Source organism: Bacteroides caecimuris, assembly GCF_001688725.2.
GTDB classification, from domain to species: Bacteria; Bacteroidota; Bacteroidia; order Bacteroidales; family Bacteroidaceae; genus Bacteroides; species Bacteroides caecimuris.
The window spans coordinates 3,089,423-3,108,612 of the sequence record NZ_CP015401.2 but is presented as its reverse complement, the minus strand read 5'-3'; the positions used below and the strand labels follow the sequence as shown (position 1 = coordinate 3,108,612).

At 39.6% G+C, this 19,190-nt stretch carries 12 protein-coding genes and 2 pseudogenes; 13 read left to right on the top strand and 1 reads right to left on the bottom strand.

Translation table 11 applies throughout. From position 1 onward, the window contains the following. Positions 1-40 precede the first annotated feature (40 nt). From A4V03_RS13535 to A4V03_RS13475, 13 genes and pseudogenes are all read left to right on the top strand, one after another. A complete protein-coding gene (locus A4V03_RS13535) occupies positions 41-2,563 on the top strand; it encodes a DUF4493 domain-containing protein (RefSeq protein ID WP_065539276.1) in 2,523 nt (840 codons plus the stop codon). Positions 2,564-2,584: 21 nt separating this feature from the next. Beyond that, entirely contained in the window at positions 2,585-3,850 is a 1,266-nt protein-coding gene (locus A4V03_RS13530) for a DUF4493 domain-containing protein (RefSeq protein WP_065539275.1), read from the top strand. A 17-nt stretch (positions 3,851-3,867) separates the two neighbouring features. After that, a complete protein-coding gene (locus tag A4V03_RS13525) occupies positions 3,868-6,102 on the top strand; it encodes a DUF4493 domain-containing protein (RefSeq protein WP_236588630.1) in 2,235 nt (744 codons plus the stop codon). Between the two features lie 27 nt (positions 6,103-6,129). Continuing rightward, positions 6,130-6,852, top strand: coding sequence for a hypothetical protein (locus A4V03_RS13520; RefSeq protein WP_236588631.1), 723 nt, complete (start codon positions 6,130-6,132; stop codon positions 6,850-6,852). 7 nt (positions 6,853-6,859) lie between these two features. Next, complete coding sequence (locus A4V03_RS13515) at positions 6,860-7,711, top strand: hypothetical protein (protein ID WP_024987782.1); 852 nt, start codon at positions 6,860-6,862, stop codon at positions 7,709-7,711. A gap of 5 nt (positions 7,712-7,716) precedes the next feature. Next, on the top strand, positions 7,717-9,309 hold the full coding sequence (locus A4V03_RS13510; RefSeq protein WP_236588632.1) for a PCMD domain-containing protein: 1,593 nt from the start codon (positions 7,717-7,719) through the stop codon (positions 9,307-9,309). Positions 9,310-9,541: 232 nt separating this feature from the next. Further along, positions 9,542-9,841, top strand: a pseudogene (locus tag A4V03_RS13505) (ATP-binding protein); the annotation flags it as partial. A 205-nt stretch (positions 9,842-10,046) separates the two neighbouring features. Continuing rightward, positions 10,047-11,528 (top strand): PCMD domain-containing protein, encoded by a 1,482-nt coding sequence (locus tag A4V03_RS13500; RefSeq protein WP_024987784.1) that lies wholly within the window; start codon positions 10,047-10,049, stop codon positions 11,526-11,528. A gap of 185 nt (positions 11,529-11,713) precedes the next feature. Next, positions 11,714-12,951, top strand: a pseudogene (locus tag A4V03_RS13495) (transposase); the annotation flags it as partial. A gap of 1,360 nt (positions 12,952-14,311) precedes the next feature. After that, positions 14,312-15,220 (top strand): Rpn family recombination-promoting nuclease/putative transposase, encoded by a 909-nt coding sequence (locus A4V03_RS13490; RefSeq protein ID WP_065539268.1) that lies wholly within the window; start codon positions 14,312-14,314, stop codon positions 15,218-15,220. A 96-nt stretch (positions 15,221-15,316) separates the two neighbouring features. Then, complete coding sequence (locus tag A4V03_RS13485; RefSeq protein ID WP_065539267.1) at positions 15,317-16,201, top strand: Rpn family recombination-promoting nuclease/putative transposase; 885 nt, start codon at positions 15,317-15,319, stop codon at positions 16,199-16,201. 96 nt (positions 16,202-16,297) lie between these two features. After that, positions 16,298-17,170 (top strand): Rpn family recombination-promoting nuclease/putative transposase, encoded by an 873-nt coding sequence (locus A4V03_RS13480; protein WP_065539266.1) that lies wholly within the window; start codon positions 16,298-16,300, stop codon positions 17,168-17,170. Positions 17,171-17,266: 96 nt separating this feature from the next. Next, positions 17,267-18,127 (top strand): Rpn family recombination-promoting nuclease/putative transposase, encoded by an 861-nt coding sequence (locus tag A4V03_RS13475; protein WP_065539265.1) that lies wholly within the window; start codon positions 17,267-17,269, stop codon positions 18,125-18,127. A gap of 262 nt (positions 18,128-18,389) precedes the next feature. On the opposite strand, the gene A4V03_RS13470 is transcribed toward A4V03_RS13475, so the two are convergent. Continuing rightward, entirely contained in the window at positions 18,390-19,184 is a 795-nt protein-coding gene (locus A4V03_RS13470; protein ID WP_065539264.1) for a porin family protein, read from the bottom strand. Between the last annotated feature and the right edge of the window lie 6 nt (positions 19,185-19,190).

Sequence of the window (19,190 nt, the reverse complement as noted above, 5' to 3'; positions counted from 1 at the left end):
TTTTACGTTCAGTTTTATACATTTTAGAGATTCTAGAGAGATGAGTAACAGACAACTAGTAAAACTAGCTTTTTGTATATGTCTTTTGCCTCTGTTTTTTTCTTGTTCTTCAGAACGTGATGAAGGTAGTGAAGGAAGTGGGACATTACATGTACAGGTTAATGCAAATCCCGAGGTGGTAGTGGGAACCAATACCCGGGTGGGTGACGGAACAGAACAGGGAGTTCCTGATGTAAATGATTTCTCTTTTTCCATATTTAAAGGAGAAACTCTTCGTGGAAAATGGGCTACTTTGGCGGATTTTTTTGCGGATGATGAACTGACACTTCGTTCGGGAAATTATACAGCGGTTGCTTCGTATAGTGATGTCGAAAATGAAGGATTTGAATTACCATATTTTGAAGGTAATCAATCGTTTACTATATCGAAAGGAAAAACGACTAATGTGAAAGTGACTTGCTATTTAGCGAATGCAAAACTAAAGATTACTTATACGGATGCTTTTAAAGAATTCTTTTCTTCCTACTCTTCCGAAGTTACTTCTTCTTTAAATAACATAGTAAAGTTTGAACAGTCGGAAGAACGCTATGGATATTTTAAACCGGGAGAGCTGCAAGTCCGTACCACATTTCGCAAAAAGCAAGGTAGCAGTCAGGAAGTGACTGTGCAAGCAAAAACTTTTTTAGCAGAAGCCCGTCATGCTTATATTTTGACGCTTGATGTGGATGCAGGTTCATCAATGGTAAATATATCGTTCAGTGACGATATTCCAAATCAGGAACCAATAACAATTGATGTTTCTGACGAAGCGTTAAGTGCTCCGGCTCCTTATCTGAAAGCGAATGGATTTGGGACAGAAGCATTGTCTGTTGTTGAAGGTAAAAGTGCCGAATCATCACAGATTTACGCATATTTGAATGCGGCTGGTGGGATTGCCCATTGTAATTTGACAACTCGCTCCAATACTTTGATTGAGCAAGGATGGCCGGAATCGGTGGACTTGGCTAATGTGCCTGCCGATATTTTAGAAAAAATGCAAGAGTTAGGATTGAAAATCGTAGGCCTAAGTGACAAGAAGGATAAGATAGCGATGATTGATTTTACGGATGTTATCCCTTTCTTGGAATATAAAGAAGGGGACGCAGAACATCTTTTCACTTTAAATGCGGTTGATATACTTTCAAAAACCAATGAAGAACCGTTGACTCTCAAAGTGAATAGTCTGGATAATAAGTTTGCAATTACTACTGGACCTACAATTGCTTATGGTACGACCAAAGTGAATGTGAATATGACGCTTGATGGAGATCCATTAAAAGTTAATTATTGGTTGAAGGTAGGTGATAGCAAGCAAGCTATTACTCCAAAGAAAATAAACTCTGATAAGGAACAACATCAACTGACTTTTGTTTTGCCTGAGTCACAGACTTCCGTAATGCAAATAGAAGCTAACTACCTTCGTCGGATGAAGTCGGTAGAAAGTACTGTTGAAGCTCCATTGTATACACTTAGTCTGGCTTATCCTGGTGATGTTTGGACAAAGAAAGCAACAGTACAAGTGGACAAAAGTATTGAGGACGGTTGGGAATTTTTATGTTTTAATGACGGGAAAGAGATAAATCCGGTTTATAGTGTTGATAATACTTCTGTGTCCATGACCGGATTGCCTGCAGGGGAGAAAATAGATCTTCGTATTGTGAAAAAGGATTTGGAAGGAGATATTGTTGCAGCTTCTGATGAATTGGAAATTAATACGGAAAGTGAATTACAGATACCTAATTCAAACTTTGAACAATGGTATGAGAAGTTTGTATGGAAATCAGATAAAATAAGTGGTATTAGTAATGGAAATCAGGAAATATATACTGCATATCCTTATTTAGAAGGTGAAAATGAGCCGTGGTGGGCAACACGCAACGATTTGAGTACAGCTGAATCCGATGATCAATCTTATTTTTATAGATATCATCTGAGTACTACCTATGTTAATTCTAACCATTCTGCTAGCTCAAAAATAGGAATTTCGAATAAACCGTGTAACGGTGAGTATTCTGCAGAAATAGCTGTTGTAGGCTGGGGGGCAGGAAGTACTTGTTCTAAAAAGAATTCTCCTAATTGTAGAAAGAAAACATCAGGTTGTTTGTTTATAGGTCAATATGATAAACAATCAGGAGAACAATATGGACATATATTTAGTTCTCGTCCTACTCAGATGTCATTTATTTATCGTTTTCATTCTATAAATGGTGAATCTGCTTCTGCTGTTGTGAAAATAGAACATCGTGAAGACGATGGAAGTATTGTTGTATTAGGTGAAGGTATGTTGGAATTGACGAGTTCAATGGCTACTCCTGTTGACACTCAGGGAATAGTTGGTATTGAATATAAGAATATTCAACTTTCACCGACACACATATCTGTTGAGTTTTTGGCAAGTACTGCTTCTACGCCATCTGTGAACGGATATAGTGGCAGTTTAGGACTCTTTGCTGGATATGGAGATACTAGAGCTATAGGTAATGTTTTGGTTATCGATGATCTGGTTTTAGAATATGCAAACTAATTTACATTAAATAAAAATGATATGAAAAAAATAATTCATCCGACATATTTGTTGCTGACTGTTTTGATAATATTAATGTCAGCTTGTGATCGCGAAAACATGGATTTTGGAAAAGAGTCCAATGATTATGGACAAGTGAATTTGGCTTCTATGGGACTGTCGGTAAATGTAAATGCTACTCCGGTATCTCGTGCTGAAACAGTAGATCCCAGTAATTATATAGTAGGCATCTATAATGCAGAAGATGAAACTTTGGTTTCGGAATGGAAATATAGTGAGCTTCCTGAGATTTTTCAGTTAAAGGTGGGAAAATATAAAGTGATAGCTCATGCTCCTAATGTTGGCATAGCTTTATTTGATGAGCCTTATTGTGAAGGATCGAAGAATTTTGAGATTCAGAAAGATCAGATTACTAATCTTGAAACGGTTAACTGTACATTGAATTGTATCATGGTGACTATCCAATATGATGAGAATTTCAGGAAATTGTTGGGGGATGAGGCTAATATTAAAGTTACTGTTAATAATAAATACTCTCTTAATTTTGAAAAAGATGAAACTCGTGCCGGTTATTTTCCTGCAGCAGCAAGTGGTAACGTGATTGATGCGAAGTTTATAGGTGAGCTTGATGATGAACTAGATGTGCCGATTAATAAATCTTTTTCCAATATAAATATGGGTTCTCAATTGATTATTACTTATACATTGCGGGATGCCAATGGTGATCCGGGAACAGGAGGAGCTGCCAATCCGTCTGTTGAGTATGATGTTACTTGTGATATTGTAGAGTTGGATGGTTCTGTTCATCCCGGAGAGGAAGAGGGAATAGACGACTTTCCATCAGGAGGAGATAAGGAAGGTACTGACCCTACTGTGACAAGTGGTAATAAGAATTTTGATTTGAATACTCCAATTGATGCAAATGACTATAATGAAGAGGTTGATGGTCTTGTTGTTGTGAATTTGTTGGCTTCCAGAGGAATAAAGAATGTGATTGTGGAGATTACAAGTTCTGATAACGATTTTGTGGCAGCTGTAGTAGAGTTGTTTGGTGCTACGTCCTTTGATTTGGCAAACCCGCCGGCAGATGAGGATCATAAAAATAACTTGATTTCATTAGGTTTCCCGGTTGGAGATGAAGTGAAAACAACAGAGACGGTACCTTTTAATATTACAAAATTTGTTCCACTGTTGCAGGTATATCATGGCATGCATCAGTTTAAGATTACGGTGAAAGATGTAACAAATGCATCTGCTACAGCTACCTTGACATTGAATACCAAGTAAAAGTGAGGCAAAGGAGTATGATGAAAAAGATTAATAAATATATCATTTTATCTCTGTTGGCTTTAAGTGGTTGTCAGAGTGATGAAAATGTAGGCTATGGTGGAGAAGGTACGCTTCGTTTGGGGGTACAGATGAAAAATGACTTGCAGGTAGTTGTTACTCGTTCTCTGACTGCCGATGAAGAAAGTGCCTTGGTAAAAGATTGTAAAATTCGAATTTATGATACGGATAAGTTGATTCGTAAATACTTGGGTACGGCAGAACTTCCGGAAGAAGGGATAACATTGCCTTCCGGCGAATACCGTGTACGGGTGACTGCCGGAGATTCTGTGGCTGCATCGTTTACCAAAAAGTTCTATGAGGGAGTTGAACCTTTCACTGTAGAGAGAGCAAAAGTAACCCCGGTAGATGTGATATGTAATATTGCAAACACAGTAACAAAAGTTGCTTTCGGTGAATCTTTGAAAACTGTTTTTAAAGAAGAATATGCTGTGTCAATAGCCGTAAAGGCAGAAAATGGAATATTGGATTTTAATGCGGATAATTTGGAAGCAATGGGATATTTCTCTCTTCCAGCCGATTGCGATACTTTGTTTTGCACATTTTCGGCAACTGATATTGCAGGACGTCCGTACACACAGGTTGATACTATTCCACAAGCGAAAGCGGCCACTCTTTATCAGTTGACTTATGAATACAAGGATATTGAGGTGGGAAATCCTGATACCGGAGGGGCTATTTTACATTTACGAGTGGATGCCACTCCGTTGGAAATCATTGAAGAAGAGGTTGTGTATTACCGTCGCCCGGTATTTACTGCTGCATATGGAGATGAAATCTTCAATCTGGATGCCACAAGTTATGTCGCTACTGAAAGTGGTTCGGATGTTACTATAAATATTACCGGCTCTTCTGCTTTGCAACAAGTGCTTCTTTCATCTGAACAGTTTCCTGAATTTTTGGCAACAAGTGAAAACTCTTTTGACTTGAAAAATCTGACAGAGGAACAAAAAACTCAGTTGACGGAAGGTGGAATACTGATTGATGAAAAAGCAGAATCCAAAGGATATGCATTGAATCTGATTCTGTCTGCTGATTTGATTCGGAAATATACGGTTAACGAAGGTACTTATGCAATTAGCCTGACTGCGACAGATGCAAATAATAAGATGCGTACAGCAAACTGGAAGATGGTAGTTTCGGATGCTACCGTACAAACAGAACCTGTTCCGGTCTATGAAGTGTGGGCAACAAAAGCTACTCTGTATGGTACTGTTCTTCCCGGTCGTGAGCCACAAGGTGCATTGGCCTTCCGCTATCGTAAGGCGGATGAGCAAGATTGGAAAATAGTAGATGCTGTTCGTGACGGGCAGAATGTTCAGAGCGCGTCTGCTGTGACGGGATTGCTTTCTGACACGAAATATGAATATCAATTAATGGATGGTGATGTGCTATCTACAGTTGTCTGTACGTTTACTACGGAAAAAGCATTGCAACTGGAAAATAGTAGTTTTGAATATTGGTCGGGAAGTATGCCTGCCTATATTGCGACTTCATCTGCCGAAAGTGATATTTTTTGGGATTCAGGAAATCATGGTTCCAAATCTGCGAGTGTCGATATTACGGTTGCTGATGCTTCTATTAAACATAGTGGAACATATTCTGCTAAGTTAACTTCAACAGATGCCAAAGTTCTTGGAATCGGACAGTTTGCAGCAGGTAATCTGTTTGCCGGAAGATATTTGAAAACCATAATGGATGGATGGAAAGGAAATGGTGTCTTAGGTTGGGGGCGTCCTTTTACAGCCCGTCCGTCAGCTTTACGTGTCTATGTTAAGTATCGTCCTGAAGTAGTAACTAACAACGCCTTGCCTGAACAAGGACTTATTTCAGGGGAGCCGGATCAGGGAATCATTTATGTGGCTGTAGGTGATTGGCCTGGAACGGGTAGTGAATATATTTCGGGATATGAATGGGCTGTCGTTGCACAGACGGATTTTAATCATCCGGAAAACACACGCACTTTTGATCCGAATGATGAGAATATAATTGCCTATGGAGAGCGTATTTTTACGGAGGATGTTGGCGGAGACACTGAAATGGCGGAGATTATCATTCCTTTGGATTATCGAGATAACACCCGTTTGCCCAAATATATCGTGATGGTTGCTTCTTCTAGTCGCTATGGAGATTATTTTGCCGGAGCTGTGGGGAGTATAATGTGGATAGATGATGTAGAACTAGTGTATTAACCATTGATTATCAAATAAATATTGCACGTGAAAAAGATTTTAATATATCTCTTGTTGATAGTGGGTATGACTGCTCAGGCACAAGAGTTTAAACGTAATATAGAGGCTCACACCTTTGTTCCGAAAGGGCAATGGATTGTTGGCAGTTCGGTTTCTTATTCCGAACATAGCGAGCAGAACTATCAGTTTCTGGTAATTGATGGTTTCAATTCAGATGGATATACCTTTAAGGTGAGTCCGATGTTTTGTTATGCATTTAAAGATAATGTGGCTGCCGGAGGACGTTTCTCTTATGGACGTACATTGACAAAATTGGATGGAGTGACTCTGAATCTTGACGAAGATACCAAGTTTGATGTGAATGATATGTATCAATTGAAGCACACGTACAGTGCCATTGGAATTCTTCGAAATTATATCAACATAGGGACGAGCAAACGTTTTGCTCTTTTCGCTGAAACCAGATTGGAGGTTGGTGGAAGCCAGTCTAAAGTAATCACAAAGGATAATACTTCACTAAGCGGAACATATTCGAAAACTACAGATTTTGGCTTGGGAGTCGCTCCCGGTATTGTTGCGTTTATAAATAATTTTACGGCAGTTGAGGTCAGTGTTGGGGTTCTTGGATTGGATTTTAGTAAGGTAAAACAAACTACAGATCAAGTGTATGTCGGAGAGCGTTCGTCGAGTGCGGCAAACTTTAAAATTAACCTATTCTCTATTGGATTAGGTATAGCATTCTACTTATAAGAAAGAAATAATGAGTCGATTAATCTATATATGTGTAATGGTTGTGTTGGCTGGAGTACAGACACTTTCGGCACAACAACGGGATACAGTTATAATACGTGATACCATTTATTTGGATAAAGCGGAATTGGAGAGGAAGAAAGATGTTGTAGAGAACACTAACTTGATTCATATCAAACCAATCGGACGCTTTGATCGTGGAATTGTAAGTTATCGGTTTATTCCTAAGAAAAAATGGATTGGTGGTCTTACTTTCTCCTATGTTAATTTTGATAGTGATGACAGCCGTTTGCTGTTTTCTATGCTGAAGGATTTTGATTGTAACTTTAAAATGTTTTCAGTTAAGCCTTTTGTTGGTTATGCAGTGAAGGATAATGTTGTAGTCGGAATGAAGCTCGGATATAATCATACAATTGCTGATTTAGGAAATATATCGCTTAATATTGATGAAGAGTCGGATTTCTCATTGAGTAATATGAGATATGCGGAAGACTTGTATTCCTTTGGCTTGTTCCACCGTTCGTATGTCGGGCTTGATAGGGGAAAATTATTCGGATTATTTAATGAGACGACATTAACGTATTTGAATGGGACATCGAGTTTTGCCAGAGGAGAAGGAGCGGAATATAAGCGGACGGATACAACGATAAATGAATTGCATTTGGGTATCAATCCGGGCATCTCTGTTTTTATAACACAGAATGTTTGTGCAGAACTTTCTTTTGGAGTAGTGGGTTTCAAATATAGATTGGAGAAACAAAGCAATAATTTGGGAGAAACTGGAAAACGACGGTCTAGCGGTGCTGATTTTAAGATCAATCTGTTTAATATAAATATTGGTTTAACTTTTTGCATGTAATGGTGATGCGTATTATATATAATTTATCTCTTAGTGCAGTAATCGTATGTTTACTGCAAAGCTGTATCAAAAATGACATAGGATATCCGCAGATTGCATTATCTATTATAGAAATGCAAGTGACCGGACAGCAAGGGAATGCTGTTATTTCCGAAGAAAACCGTACAGTCACACTTAATATAGAAGAGACGCAGGATTTGAAAAAAGTTCAGGTTACTGCTTTCACTGTGACGGAAGGTGCTGAAAGTACACTTGCGGTGAACGATATTATTGATTTGACGAGTCCTTATAAAGTAACATTGTCACTTTATCAAAATTATCAGTGGAGTATCCTTGCCAAGCGTAATATAGATCGAACTTATAAACTCCAAAATCAAGTTGGGGTATCTGATATTAATGAAGAACAGCGGTTGGCTGTGGCATATGTGACAAAAGACACAAAGTGGAAAGAGCTGCAATTGCTTGAACTGAAGTTGGGACCGGTAGGAGCTACTTATAATGGAAGTACTGAAATACCTTCTTTGAATTGGACTGTATATTCCAATTACGCTTCTGCCAAAATCTTGGTGAAATATAAAGATTCCTTTGAAGAAGAATGGGAAGTGCGTGCTTATCGTAAAGATAAAAATGCTGAAACGAAGCAGGCCGATGGATGGGTGAATGTAGCATGGTTATATGGTGAAGGGCTTGAAGGAGAGGATAATGGGTTTGAAATCCGTGAGACTTCCGCACTTGAATGGCAAAAAGTAGATAAATCTTATATAACATTTGATGGAGCGGCATTTACGGCTTGTGTTCCACACCTAAAGGCGGAGACAGAATATATTTGCCGAGCTTATTCTGGAACTGACTATGGTACAGAACTTTCTTTTACAACAGGAAAGGCGGTAGAAATTCCGGGCGGTTTGTTCGAGGATTGGAGTAAAGAGGATAAGGGCAATAACAAGATACTTTGGAAACCATGGGCAGAAGGGATGGAGAAAGGGTATTGGGATACGGGTAACAAAGGTGCTACTACTGTTGGCACCAGTAATACGATTCCGGTGTTTGATACATGGAATGGCTCGGGTAAGGCTGCACAGTTGAAATCTGTTTATATTGTATTGAAATTTGCTGCTGGTAACTTGTTTGTCGGAGATTATTTGAGAACAGATGTTACTGATGGAGTGCTTAGTTTTGGCAAGCCATTTACAGAACGTCCCACTCGTCTGAAAGGACATATTAAATATACAAGCGTAATTATCGACAAATCAACTTCTGAATTCAGTTATTTGAAAGGTCGACCTGATTCTTGTTATATTTATGTAGCTTTAGGTGATTGGGATGAACCTGTGGAAATTCGAACTAAGAAGAGTGAGCGTAAATTATTCGATAAGAATGACCCGAATATCATTGCTTATGCGGAATTCATTTCCGGAAAAACTATACCTCAATACACAGAGTTGGATTTACCTTTAGTTTATCGTTCTACTAGTCGTGTTCCTAAATATCTGGTGTTAGTATGTACGGCAAGTAAGTATGGTGACTACTTTACCGGGGGAGATGGCAGTACTTTATGGGTAGATGATTTTAGTTTGAAATACGATTATGATGATTAGTTTCAAAATTGTGTCCTTCTAATGAAACAAAGCGTTGTAAGCGTCCGACATGACGTATTGCTCCCAACCATAATAACACTGACTTTCGCTGCTGTAATCCAAAACTAAAAACATATGTATAGCAGCAGTGATTTCGAAAGGCTGTTCATCCGCTACAAAGCGGAAGCCATGCCACAAGGCGAGTCCATACTGGAGTTCTGTTTGAAGAACAAAGTACCCCTCGTGGTGTAGGATCAGTAGTATAGCTACCGCCCTCAATGTGAGCCGCAACAGCGTGGCGGATTATTGTCTTTATATTGAAGAAGCCGGGCTGATAGCCCAGCTTCGTGATGATACGGAAGGAATACGCGGATTGGGGAAAGTAGATAAGATATATCTTGATAATACCAATCTGATATACAATCTTGGAGGAGAACAGTCGGAGATTGGGAATGTTCGTGAAACTTTCTTTTTCAACCAAATGAGGGTCAATCATGATGTTGTGACTTCCTCTGTTTCGGATTTTAGTATGGATGGTTATACGTTTGAAATGAAATCAGTCGATACCAATCGGTTAAATATAGGTTTGTCTTGAAAAAACTATCTCATTTTGGGGTTAAAAATGGGAAGTCTGGCATACAAATCTTAAAAATAGAACATAAAATACAAAGAATAGACCTTGCGAGGGTAAATGCAAAGTCATTACTTTGCACTCGATTTTTTATCGAAAAAAAGATTATTAACTAACAATGAAAATTATGAAGAAAAGTTTGTTGTATTTGTTTATGCTCGTTTGTTCTGTGACTTTGTTTACGGGATGTAGTGACGATGACGATGCTGTTGTTTATCCTATAGATGCTGAAATTGCCGGAGTTTATAAAGGAACATTGGATATTTCTTTGGATGGAACTACAATAGGATCTGATATTCCTAAAAATATAACAATATCTAAGGCAGGAGATGCTTCTGTTAATATGGAATTGAAGGATTTCAATTTTATGGGAATGGACTTGGGTACTATTGCTTTGACTGATTGTGCTTTGGAGAAAGATGGAAACAGCTATCGTTTTACAGGAAAGCAAGTCTTGAATGTGACACAATATAATTTGACTGGTGATATTAATGCCCAAGGACATATCTCTGGTAATAAAGTAGTAGTTGATTTGGATATCGCTGCCAAATTGGGTGATTTGGAACAGGCTGTGAAAGTGGTATATGAAGGTACTAAATTGACAGGTTCGGAAAGTAGTGAAGCTAAGATTGCAAGTTTCATCATTGACGATGAGGCAGTGGTAGAACAACCAGTTATAAATGAAGAAGCTGGTACGATTGTTTTTGCTGTTAATGAGAAGGCAGCATCTTTCAAGTTTACTCCTATTATTGAAATATCTGAAGGAGCAACTATTACTCCGGCTTCCGGTGTAGAACAGGACTTCTCGAATAATAAGAAAGTGACTTATACTGTGATGGCGGAAGATGGAACCGTGAAAGTTTATACGGCTTTTGTAGAAGGTACTCGCAGTGTATTGAAATATTCTTTTGAAGAATGGAAGGAAGGTACTAAGAATGATGAACTGTTACCCAAAGATTTGTGGGCAGGAAGTGCTGCTGGAGCAGGTTTTTTAGGTGGTACTTTGTTGAGAAAAGAAACTAGAGAGGATGGTACGTATGCGGCTAAATTGATAACTTTTGAATATCCAAATGAGCCAAGTTCATTAGTTCCGAAGATTACTGCCGGTTCTATTTTTATTGGTAAATTTGATATGATGCCTGCTTTGCAAGGTGATAGGTTGAGTTGTACTAAATTTGGTCTTGATGCAGAAACAGTTGGTTTAGGTGGAAAACCGCTTCGTTTTAAGGGTGTTTATAAATATGAATCAGGTTCTAATTATCTTGACGCTTCTAATCATGAGGATGTAAAACCGGTTGATATTAAAGATAAAGGACAGATTCAAGCCATATTGTATAAAGTGCAAACAGGTGAGGATGGTAAAGAGATTGTATTGACAGGTCACGATGTGAACACTTCGGAATTAAGAGTTGCTGTTGCTAATATTATCGTTGAGGATATTAAAGAATATACTCCTTTTAACATTGAATTTGAATATTTACAAGAGTATGACCGAAATAGCAAATATAAATTTGCTATAGTTTGCTCTTCAAGTAAAGATGGTGATTCATTTAAAGGTGCCGGTGGTAGTACTTTGATTGTGGATGAATTTGAAGTTGTATGTGAATAGAATTATTGCGTAAGTGAAATAATGCTTATGTTAAAAAGAGGGTGTCCGAAAAGGGTACCCTCTATTTATTTGTGCAAAAGTCTGAACTTTCCCAAGCTCAGACTTTTTTATTTGCTCTAAAATTCTTATCTTAGAGCATGTTAATCGGGTGAACAAATATACAATTTAAGGAGTGTTCTCAAGGCATGGGAGTACTATTTCCTTCGCGTCTTGATGAAAATATTGCTTCGGATGCTCCGGTCAGGCTTGTCAATCGGATCGTTGATGACCTTGACATTAGTCCGTTGCTGTCTACTTATAACGGTGGCGGTTGTCCAGCTTATTATCCCCGTATGCTTCTAAAGGTATTATTCTTCGCCTACCTTAACAATGTTTATTCCTGTCGTAAGATAGCTCGCCTACTTCAGGAGAACATCCTTTATATGTGGCTTTCGGGTAAATCAACTCCCGACTTTCGTACTATCAATGATTTTCGTAGCAAACGTTTGAAAGGGTGCATTCACAGAAGGAAAAAATAGATGCTATCAATCTTGAGAACCGCGGCAAACGTGAGCTTCGTCAGATTAAGAAACTTAAGGAAGAACATCTTCCCAAACTGCAAGATTATGAGAAGCACCTGGATACGATGCAGGAAAGAAACAGCTATTCCAAAACAGATCCTGATGCTACTTTCATGCGCATGAAAGAAGATCACATGAAAAACGGACAACTTAAACCGGGATATAATCTGCAGATATCTACCGAAAACCAGTTTATAACAAATTATGCTTTCTCTCACAATCCCGGTGATACCTTAACGCTAATTCCATTTCTATTATATGGTTGGCTGAGATACAACCGTTTGATGAAGGAGGTTTGCGCGGATGCCGGATATGGAAGCGAAGAGAATTATGAGTTTATGGGATACTTTGGTATAAGCGCTTATGTGAAGTATAATTATTTTCATGTGGAGCAAACTAAGAAATGGAAAGGGGATATCTCTAAACAAGAGAATTTATACTATAACGAATCGGATGATTACTTTGTATGCCCAATGGGACAGCATATGAAGCTTGCTTACAAAACCCGGACTGTCAATGATAATGGGTATGAAAGTGAAATAAGCGTTTACCGTGCCGCAGACTGCAAGGAATGTCCTCTGCGGAATAAATATCACAAGGGAAAAGGAAATAGAGAGATCAGAGTTAACCATAAATTAAGACGATACAAGCAACTGGCACGAGAGAGGCTCATTTCACCGGAAGGGCTCAAACATAGAAGCAAAAGACCGGTGGAGGTAGAAGCAGTCTTTGGGCAAATAAAATGGAATAAGGGATATAAGAGATTCAGGCATGTAGGCTTTGATAAGATTGTCATGGACTTTGGTATCTTAGCTATTGCCTTCAACATTGGAAAAATGATAGCCAAGGGGAAAAAGACTAAGAAAAAGGGAAATGGAGCAGTTTATAACGACAGTTTAGAGAGAAATATAAGTTGGATAGTCGCAATTTTTATAGTTGGGCAAAAAAGTACGCAACACACATAAAAGCTATAAAAAAGATGAAGGGTACCCTTTTCGGAACCCTCTTTTCTATGTTGTTTATATAACGATTGCTCATTTTGGTTGGAAGAGATATTTTAAGGGTGGGTATATTAAACATGAACTTTATATGTTTATATGAGAAAGGTGTCTTATTTTTGTATGAAATATAGGGAAAATCTTAAAAAAAGAACATGAAAAGTATAGAATTGATCTTGTTTAATGATTAAGAGCCTGTTTAAATTTTCCTGAGATTGTGTTAGATAGGCTTTACCGACCAGTTTTTATTCGTCACATAGTTTCCGTCATGCTCCTCACAACAACAGAAAATATACTCGAAAGCAACTCTCAAAACTGTGTCGGGCAAAACTCGGAGCAGGCTCTTAATAACCCACTTTTCATTCATTAATAAAAAAGTTCTCATTCATTAATTGTAAACTTCTTATTATCAGCATGTAAACTTATTCTTCGTTAACCGTAATCTATAAACGCAAGCTTCGTTTATAAAAACAAAGGCTTTGATTATAAAAACGCAACTTGCAATTATATAATCAAAGCTTGCGTTTATAGTTTGCATCGAATGAAAAGAAAGTTTCCTTCCTATCCAGAGGAAGTTTATATTTAATGGGTAGGAAATTTTTCGTTAACAGCCAAGAACGCAACTGTTAATACCTTTTCTGCTGACTATAGACAGACGTGATGAGAAGAGCTTGTTTCAAAAGGGGTGAAATAAAAATTTTAAGAAAGTTCCCATCTCTGATAAGTAGTTATCCATACATAGTGCATATAAAAAAACAGGGATGCAGACCTGTTTACAAAAGGTGGATTGTGAAAAAAGCATTCGGTTAAAATATCAGCTATAAAATTATTATTGAAGAAAGGTTTAAACAGATTCTAAAACCGATACTCAATTAATGCCTGATCCTCTCAATGATTAATATCTGACAGGCTGTTGATTATGATACATCATGATTGCATGTGTGACAGCAAAATTGCCGTTACCTTGCTGTCACCACGTGCTGTCACACGATTAAATGTTTGTAATCAGATGATTATGTACCAATGTGTGACAGATGACAGATAATTTTCATTTTTTTTATTTTGTAGAGAGTTGACCTTAAGTTTAAGTTATAAATGCGACAGTTGATTGAGAAGATAATGAATAATCACAGAATCACACGGTAGCAAAAATCTTCTTTTAAATTGTGATAATTCATTTTCAAGCGTTATCTTTGTGAAATCCAACAGATAAACTTATACCATAATGGCAAAATATATCAATCCTTTCACGGACGTCGGTTTCAAGAAAATCTTCGGTCAGGAAGTCAGCAAGGACTTGCTGATAGATTTTCTCAATGACCTTCTAGTGGACGAAAAGAGCATCACTGACATCACTTTTCTGGATAAGGAGGTCTTGCCCGAGTATATGGGCGACCGTGGTGTCATCTACGACATTTACTGTACGACCGAGAACGGCGAGCAGTTTATCGTCGAGATGCAGAACCGCCAGCAGGTTAATTTCCGCGAACGCGCTTTGTATTATCTTTCCCATGCCGTTTCTCGCCAAGGGGAGAAGGGTGCCGACTGGCGTTTCAGCTTGAAAGCCGTTTATGGTGTTTTCTTTATGAACTTCCGTCTGGAGGATATGCCCCACAAGCTTCGCACGGACATCGTTCTTTCCGACCGTGACACGCACGAACAATTCTCCGACAAGCTTCGTTTTATTTTCATCGAGCTTCCCTCTTTTACGAAGGAAGAGGAGGAATGCGTGACAGATTTTGAACGTTGGATTTATGTACTGAAGAATATGGAAACATTGAACAGAATGCCTTTTAAGGCGCGAAAGTCGGTATTCGAGAAGCTTGAAAAGATTGTCGACATCGCCTCTCTTTCCAAGGAAGAGCGTATGAAGTATGACGAGAGCATCAAGGTGTATCGTGATAGTCTGGTGACCATGGAGTTTGCCGAGCAGAAGGGGAGAGCCGAAGGCTTGGCGGAAGGGATGGCGAAAGGACTAGAGAAAGGGATGGAGAAGGGACTGGCGAAAGGCAAGGCAGAAGGTAAAGCGGAAGAACGCCGTATCATAGCCGGTCAGTTGAAACGGATGGGCATGTCCTTTGATGCTATCCGCGAGGTGACGGGACTTTCCGATTCGGAAATCGATGCTTTATAAGTATCGTTTGGTCTCATGTGGGAATCTTCTCTTTAAATAGTGATAATTCGTATTCAGTTATTATCTTTGTGATATAAAACATAGAATCAAGCAATCATGGCAAAGTTTATCAACCCTTTCACGGACGTCGGTTTCAAGAAAATCTTCGGTCAGGAAGTCAGCAAGGACTTGCTGATAGATTTTCTAAATGATCTTCTAGTGGACGAAAAGAGTATCACGGACATCACTTTTCTGGATAAGGAGGTCTTGCCCGAGTATATGGGCGACCGTGGTGTCATCTACGACATTTACTGTACGACTGAGAACGGCGAGCAGTTTATTGTCGAGATGCAGAACCGCCAGCAGGTCAACTTCCGCGAACGCGCTTTGTATTATCTTTCCCATGCCGTTTCCCGCCAAGGCGAGAAGGGTGCCGATTGGCGTTTTAACCTGAAAGCCGTTTACGGTGTTTTCTTTATGAACTTCCGGCTGGAGAATATGCCCCACAAACTTCGTACGGACATCGTTCTTTCTGACCGTGACACGCACGAACAATTCTCCGACAAGCTTCGTTTTATTTTCATCGAGCTTCCCTCTTTCACGAAGGAAGAGGCGGAGTGTGTGACAGATTTTGATCGTTGGATTTATGTACTGAAGAATATGGAAACATTGAACAGAATGCCTTTTAAGGCGCGAAAGTCGGTATTCGAGAAGCTTGAAAAGATTGTCGACATCGCCTCTCTTTCCAAGGAGGAGCGTGTGAAGTATGACGAGAGTATCAAGGTGTATCGTGATAGTCTGGTGACCATGGAGTTTGCCGAGCAGAAGGGGAGAGCTGAAGGTTTGGCGGAAGGGATGGCGAAAGGTAAGGCTGAGGGTAAAGCTGAAGGTAAAGCGGAAGAACGCCGTATCATAGCCGGTCAGTTGAAACGGATGGGCATGTCCTTTGATGCTATCCGCGAGGTGACGGGGCTTTCCGATTCGGAAATCGATGCTTTATAAGTATCGTTTGGTCTCATGTGGGAATCTTCTCTTTAAATAGTGATAATTCGTATTCAGTTATTATCTTTGTGATATAAAACATAGAATCAAGCAACCATGGCAAAGTTTATCAACCCTTTCACGGACGTCGGTTTCAAGAAAATCTTCGGTCAGGAAGTCAGCAAAGATTTGCTGATAGATTTTCTCAATGACCTTCTAGTGGACGAAAAGAGCATCACTGATATCACTTTTCTGGATAAGGAGGTCTTGCCCGAGTATATGGGCGACCGTGGTGTCATCTACGACATTTACTGTACGACTGAGAACGGCGAGCAGTTTATCGTCGAGATGCAGAACCGCCAGCAGGTCAACTTCCGCGAACGCGCTTTGTATTATCTTTCCCATGCCGTTTCCCGCCAAGGCGAGAAGGGTGCCGATTGGCGTTTCGGTCTGAAAGCTGTATATGGTGTTTTCTTCATGAACTTCCGTCTGGAGGATATGCCCCACAAACTTCGCACGGACATCGTTCTTTCCGACCGTGACACGCACGAACAATTCTCCGACAAGCTTCGTTTTATTTTCATCGAGCTTCCCTCTTTCCGGAAGGAAGAGGAGGAATGCGTGACAGATTTTGAACGTTGGATTTATGTACTGAAGAATATGGAAACATTGAACAGAATGCCTTTTAAGGCGCGAAAGTCGGTATTCGAGAAGCTTGAAAAGATTGTCGACATCGCCTCTCTTTCCAAGGAGGAGCGTATGAAGTATGACGAGAGCATCAAGGTGTATCGTGATAGTCTGGTGACGATGGAGTTTGCCGAGCAGAAGGGGAGAGCCGAAGGTTTGGCGGAAGGGATGGCGAAAGGGATGGCGAAAGGTAAAGCGGAAGAACGATGTATCATAGCCGGTCAGTTGAAACGGATGGGCATGTCCTTTGATGCTATCCGTGAGGTGACGGGACTTTCCGATTCGGAAATCGATGCTTTATAAGTATCGTTTGGTCTCATGTGGGAATCTTCTCTTTAAATAGTGATAATTTGTATTCAGTTATTATCTTTGTGATATAAAACATAGAATCAAGCAATCATGGCAAAGTTTATCAACCCTTTCACGGACGTAGGTTTCAAGAAAATCTTCGGTCAGGAAGTCAGCAAAGATTTGCTGATAGATTTTCTCAATGACCTTCTAGTGGACGAAAAGAGCATCACTGATATCACTTTTCTCGATAAAGAGATTCTCCCGGAATACATGGGCGACCGTGGTGTCATCTACGACATTTACTGTACGACTGAGAACGGCGAGCAGTTTATTGTCGAGATGCAGAACCGCCAGCAGGTCAACTTCCGCGAACGTGCTTTGTATTACCTTTCCCATGCTGTTTCCCGTCAGGGCGAGAAGGGTGCCGACTGGCGTTTCAACTTGAAAGCCGTTTACGGTGTTTTCTTTATGAACTTCCGGCTGGAGGATATGCCCCACAAGCTTCGTACGGACATCGTTCTTTCCGACCGTGACACGCACGAACAATTCTCCGACAAGCTTCGTTTTATTTTCATCGAGCTTCCCTCTTTCCGGAAGGAAGAGGAGGAATGTGTGACAGATTTTGAACGTTGGATTTATGTACTGAAGAATATGGAAACATTGAACAGAATGCCTTTTAAGGCGCGAAAGTCGGTATTCGAGAAGCTTGAAAAGATTGTCGACATCGCCTCTCTTTCCAAGGAGGAGCGTATGAAGTATGACGAGAGTATCAAGGTGTATCGTGATAGTCTGGTGACCATGGAGTTTGCCGAGCAGAAGGGGAGAGCCGAAGGTTTGGCGGAAGGGATGGCGAAAGGTAAAGCGGAAGAACGCCGTATCATAGCCGGTCAATTGAAACGGATGGGCATGTCCTTTGATGCTATCCGCGAGGTGACGGGGCTTTCCGATTCGGAAATCGATAAACTGTAAAGAAATGATTTGAGATTGTTGGTGGATTATAATTACTCAAATATGAAACAGGCGATGAATGGGTTGTTTTTTTATTGAGTTGTTTTTAATATAAATTGAAAAAAGTGTGTCAAAACTCCCTTTTTGAAAAAAATACCCCTGCCGCAGGTAGCTGTAGCAGGGGTAAATCTTTATAATTGAGCATTATGACATACGCCTTTTTTAATTTAGAATTTATTGAATTTTTCTACTTTCAAGCGTGACATTTACGGAAGCCTCCTTTTTAGAAAGCATATCCAAATCCAATATTCAAATAGATGGGGTACATGGCGAACGTGATGGTATCAAAGTCTTTCTTAAAGATGTCGTTTAGTCCCCATGTCAAATCTGCATAGACATTAAGGTGTTTGAAAGCTTTCCACTCACCGCCTAATTGAGCTCCCCATTGAAATTTGCGTAAGTTGTCAGAGAAATCATAAGTTGCAATACTTTCACCGTTGAAGTCGACACGCTGACCTGTTTCATCAGGTGTGCGTAGATGCCCTTCATATACATGTCCAGAGAAGTTGCCTTCAGACATATAAGAGACATAAGGACCAAGTGATACTTTCCAACGGTCGCTTATCTTATAATTAGCCAATACAGGAATGGTGAGATATGAATTTTTCACTTTTGTTTTTACTCCACCAGTCCAAAGACCTTGTAGCTCGCCACCATTAGTGTTGATGATCTTCATACCATAATTTTTTACGGTAGCTTCAGTAGTCATCGTTTTATTCTCAAGCCGTATACCTGCGGTCATTCCCCATTTTTTGTTTTTGCCGAACCATTTTGTGGTATTTCCCTCGATAGCGATAGCTATGTTGGGAGAGTAGCTATCAATACTACGTATTTCTTTCGGTAGGGGAAGAGGAGAAGTACCCCCAATGCTCAATCCGGCTTTGATGCTATACTCCCATCCATGTAAATATGAGTAGATAAGAGCTTTGTTACGTTCGTTTTGGGCATGTGTCACCTGTGAAAAAAGTATTGCAAGGAATATGATTCCTGTTACTTTATTATATATTATTTTCTTCATTATCTT

What these genes read in the sequence shown, in the direction of transcription:
- A4V03_RS13475 (WP_065539265.1), top strand. Translation starts at nt 17,267, where the DNA reads ATGGCAAAGTTTATCAACCCTTTCACGGACGTAGGTTTCAAGAAAATC.
- A4V03_RS13480 (WP_065539266.1), top strand. Translation starts at nt 16,298, where the DNA reads ATGGCAAAGTTTATCAACCCTTTCACGGACGTCGGTTTCAAGAAAATC.
- A4V03_RS13530 (WP_065539275.1), top strand. Translation starts at nt 2,585, where the DNA reads ATGAAAAAAATAATTCATCCGACATATTTGTTGCTGACTGTTTTGATA.
- A4V03_RS13525 (WP_236588630.1), top strand. Translation starts at nt 3,868, where the DNA reads ATGATGAAAAAGATTAATAAATATATCATTTTATCTCTGTTGGCTTTA.
- A4V03_RS13485 (WP_065539267.1), top strand. Translation starts at nt 15,317, where the DNA reads ATGGCAAAGTTTATCAACCCTTTCACGGACGTCGGTTTCAAGAAAATC.
- A4V03_RS13490 (WP_065539268.1), top strand. Translation starts at nt 14,312, where the DNA reads ATGGCAAAATATATCAATCCTTTCACGGACGTCGGTTTCAAGAAAATC.
- A4V03_RS13470 (WP_065539264.1), bottom strand. Translation starts at nt 19,184, where the DNA reads ATGAAGAAAATAATATATAATAAAGTAACAGGAATCATATTCCTTGCA.
- A4V03_RS13535 (WP_065539276.1), top strand. Translation starts at nt 41, where the DNA reads ATGAGTAACAGACAACTAGTAAAACTAGCTTTTTGTATATGTCTTTTG.
- A4V03_RS13510 (WP_236588632.1), top strand. Translation starts at nt 7,717, where the DNA reads ATGCGTATTATATATAATTTATCTCTTAGTGCAGTAATCGTATGTTTA.
- A4V03_RS13500 (WP_024987784.1), top strand. Translation starts at nt 10,047, where the DNA reads ATGAAGAAAAGTTTGTTGTATTTGTTTATGCTCGTTTGTTCTGTGACT.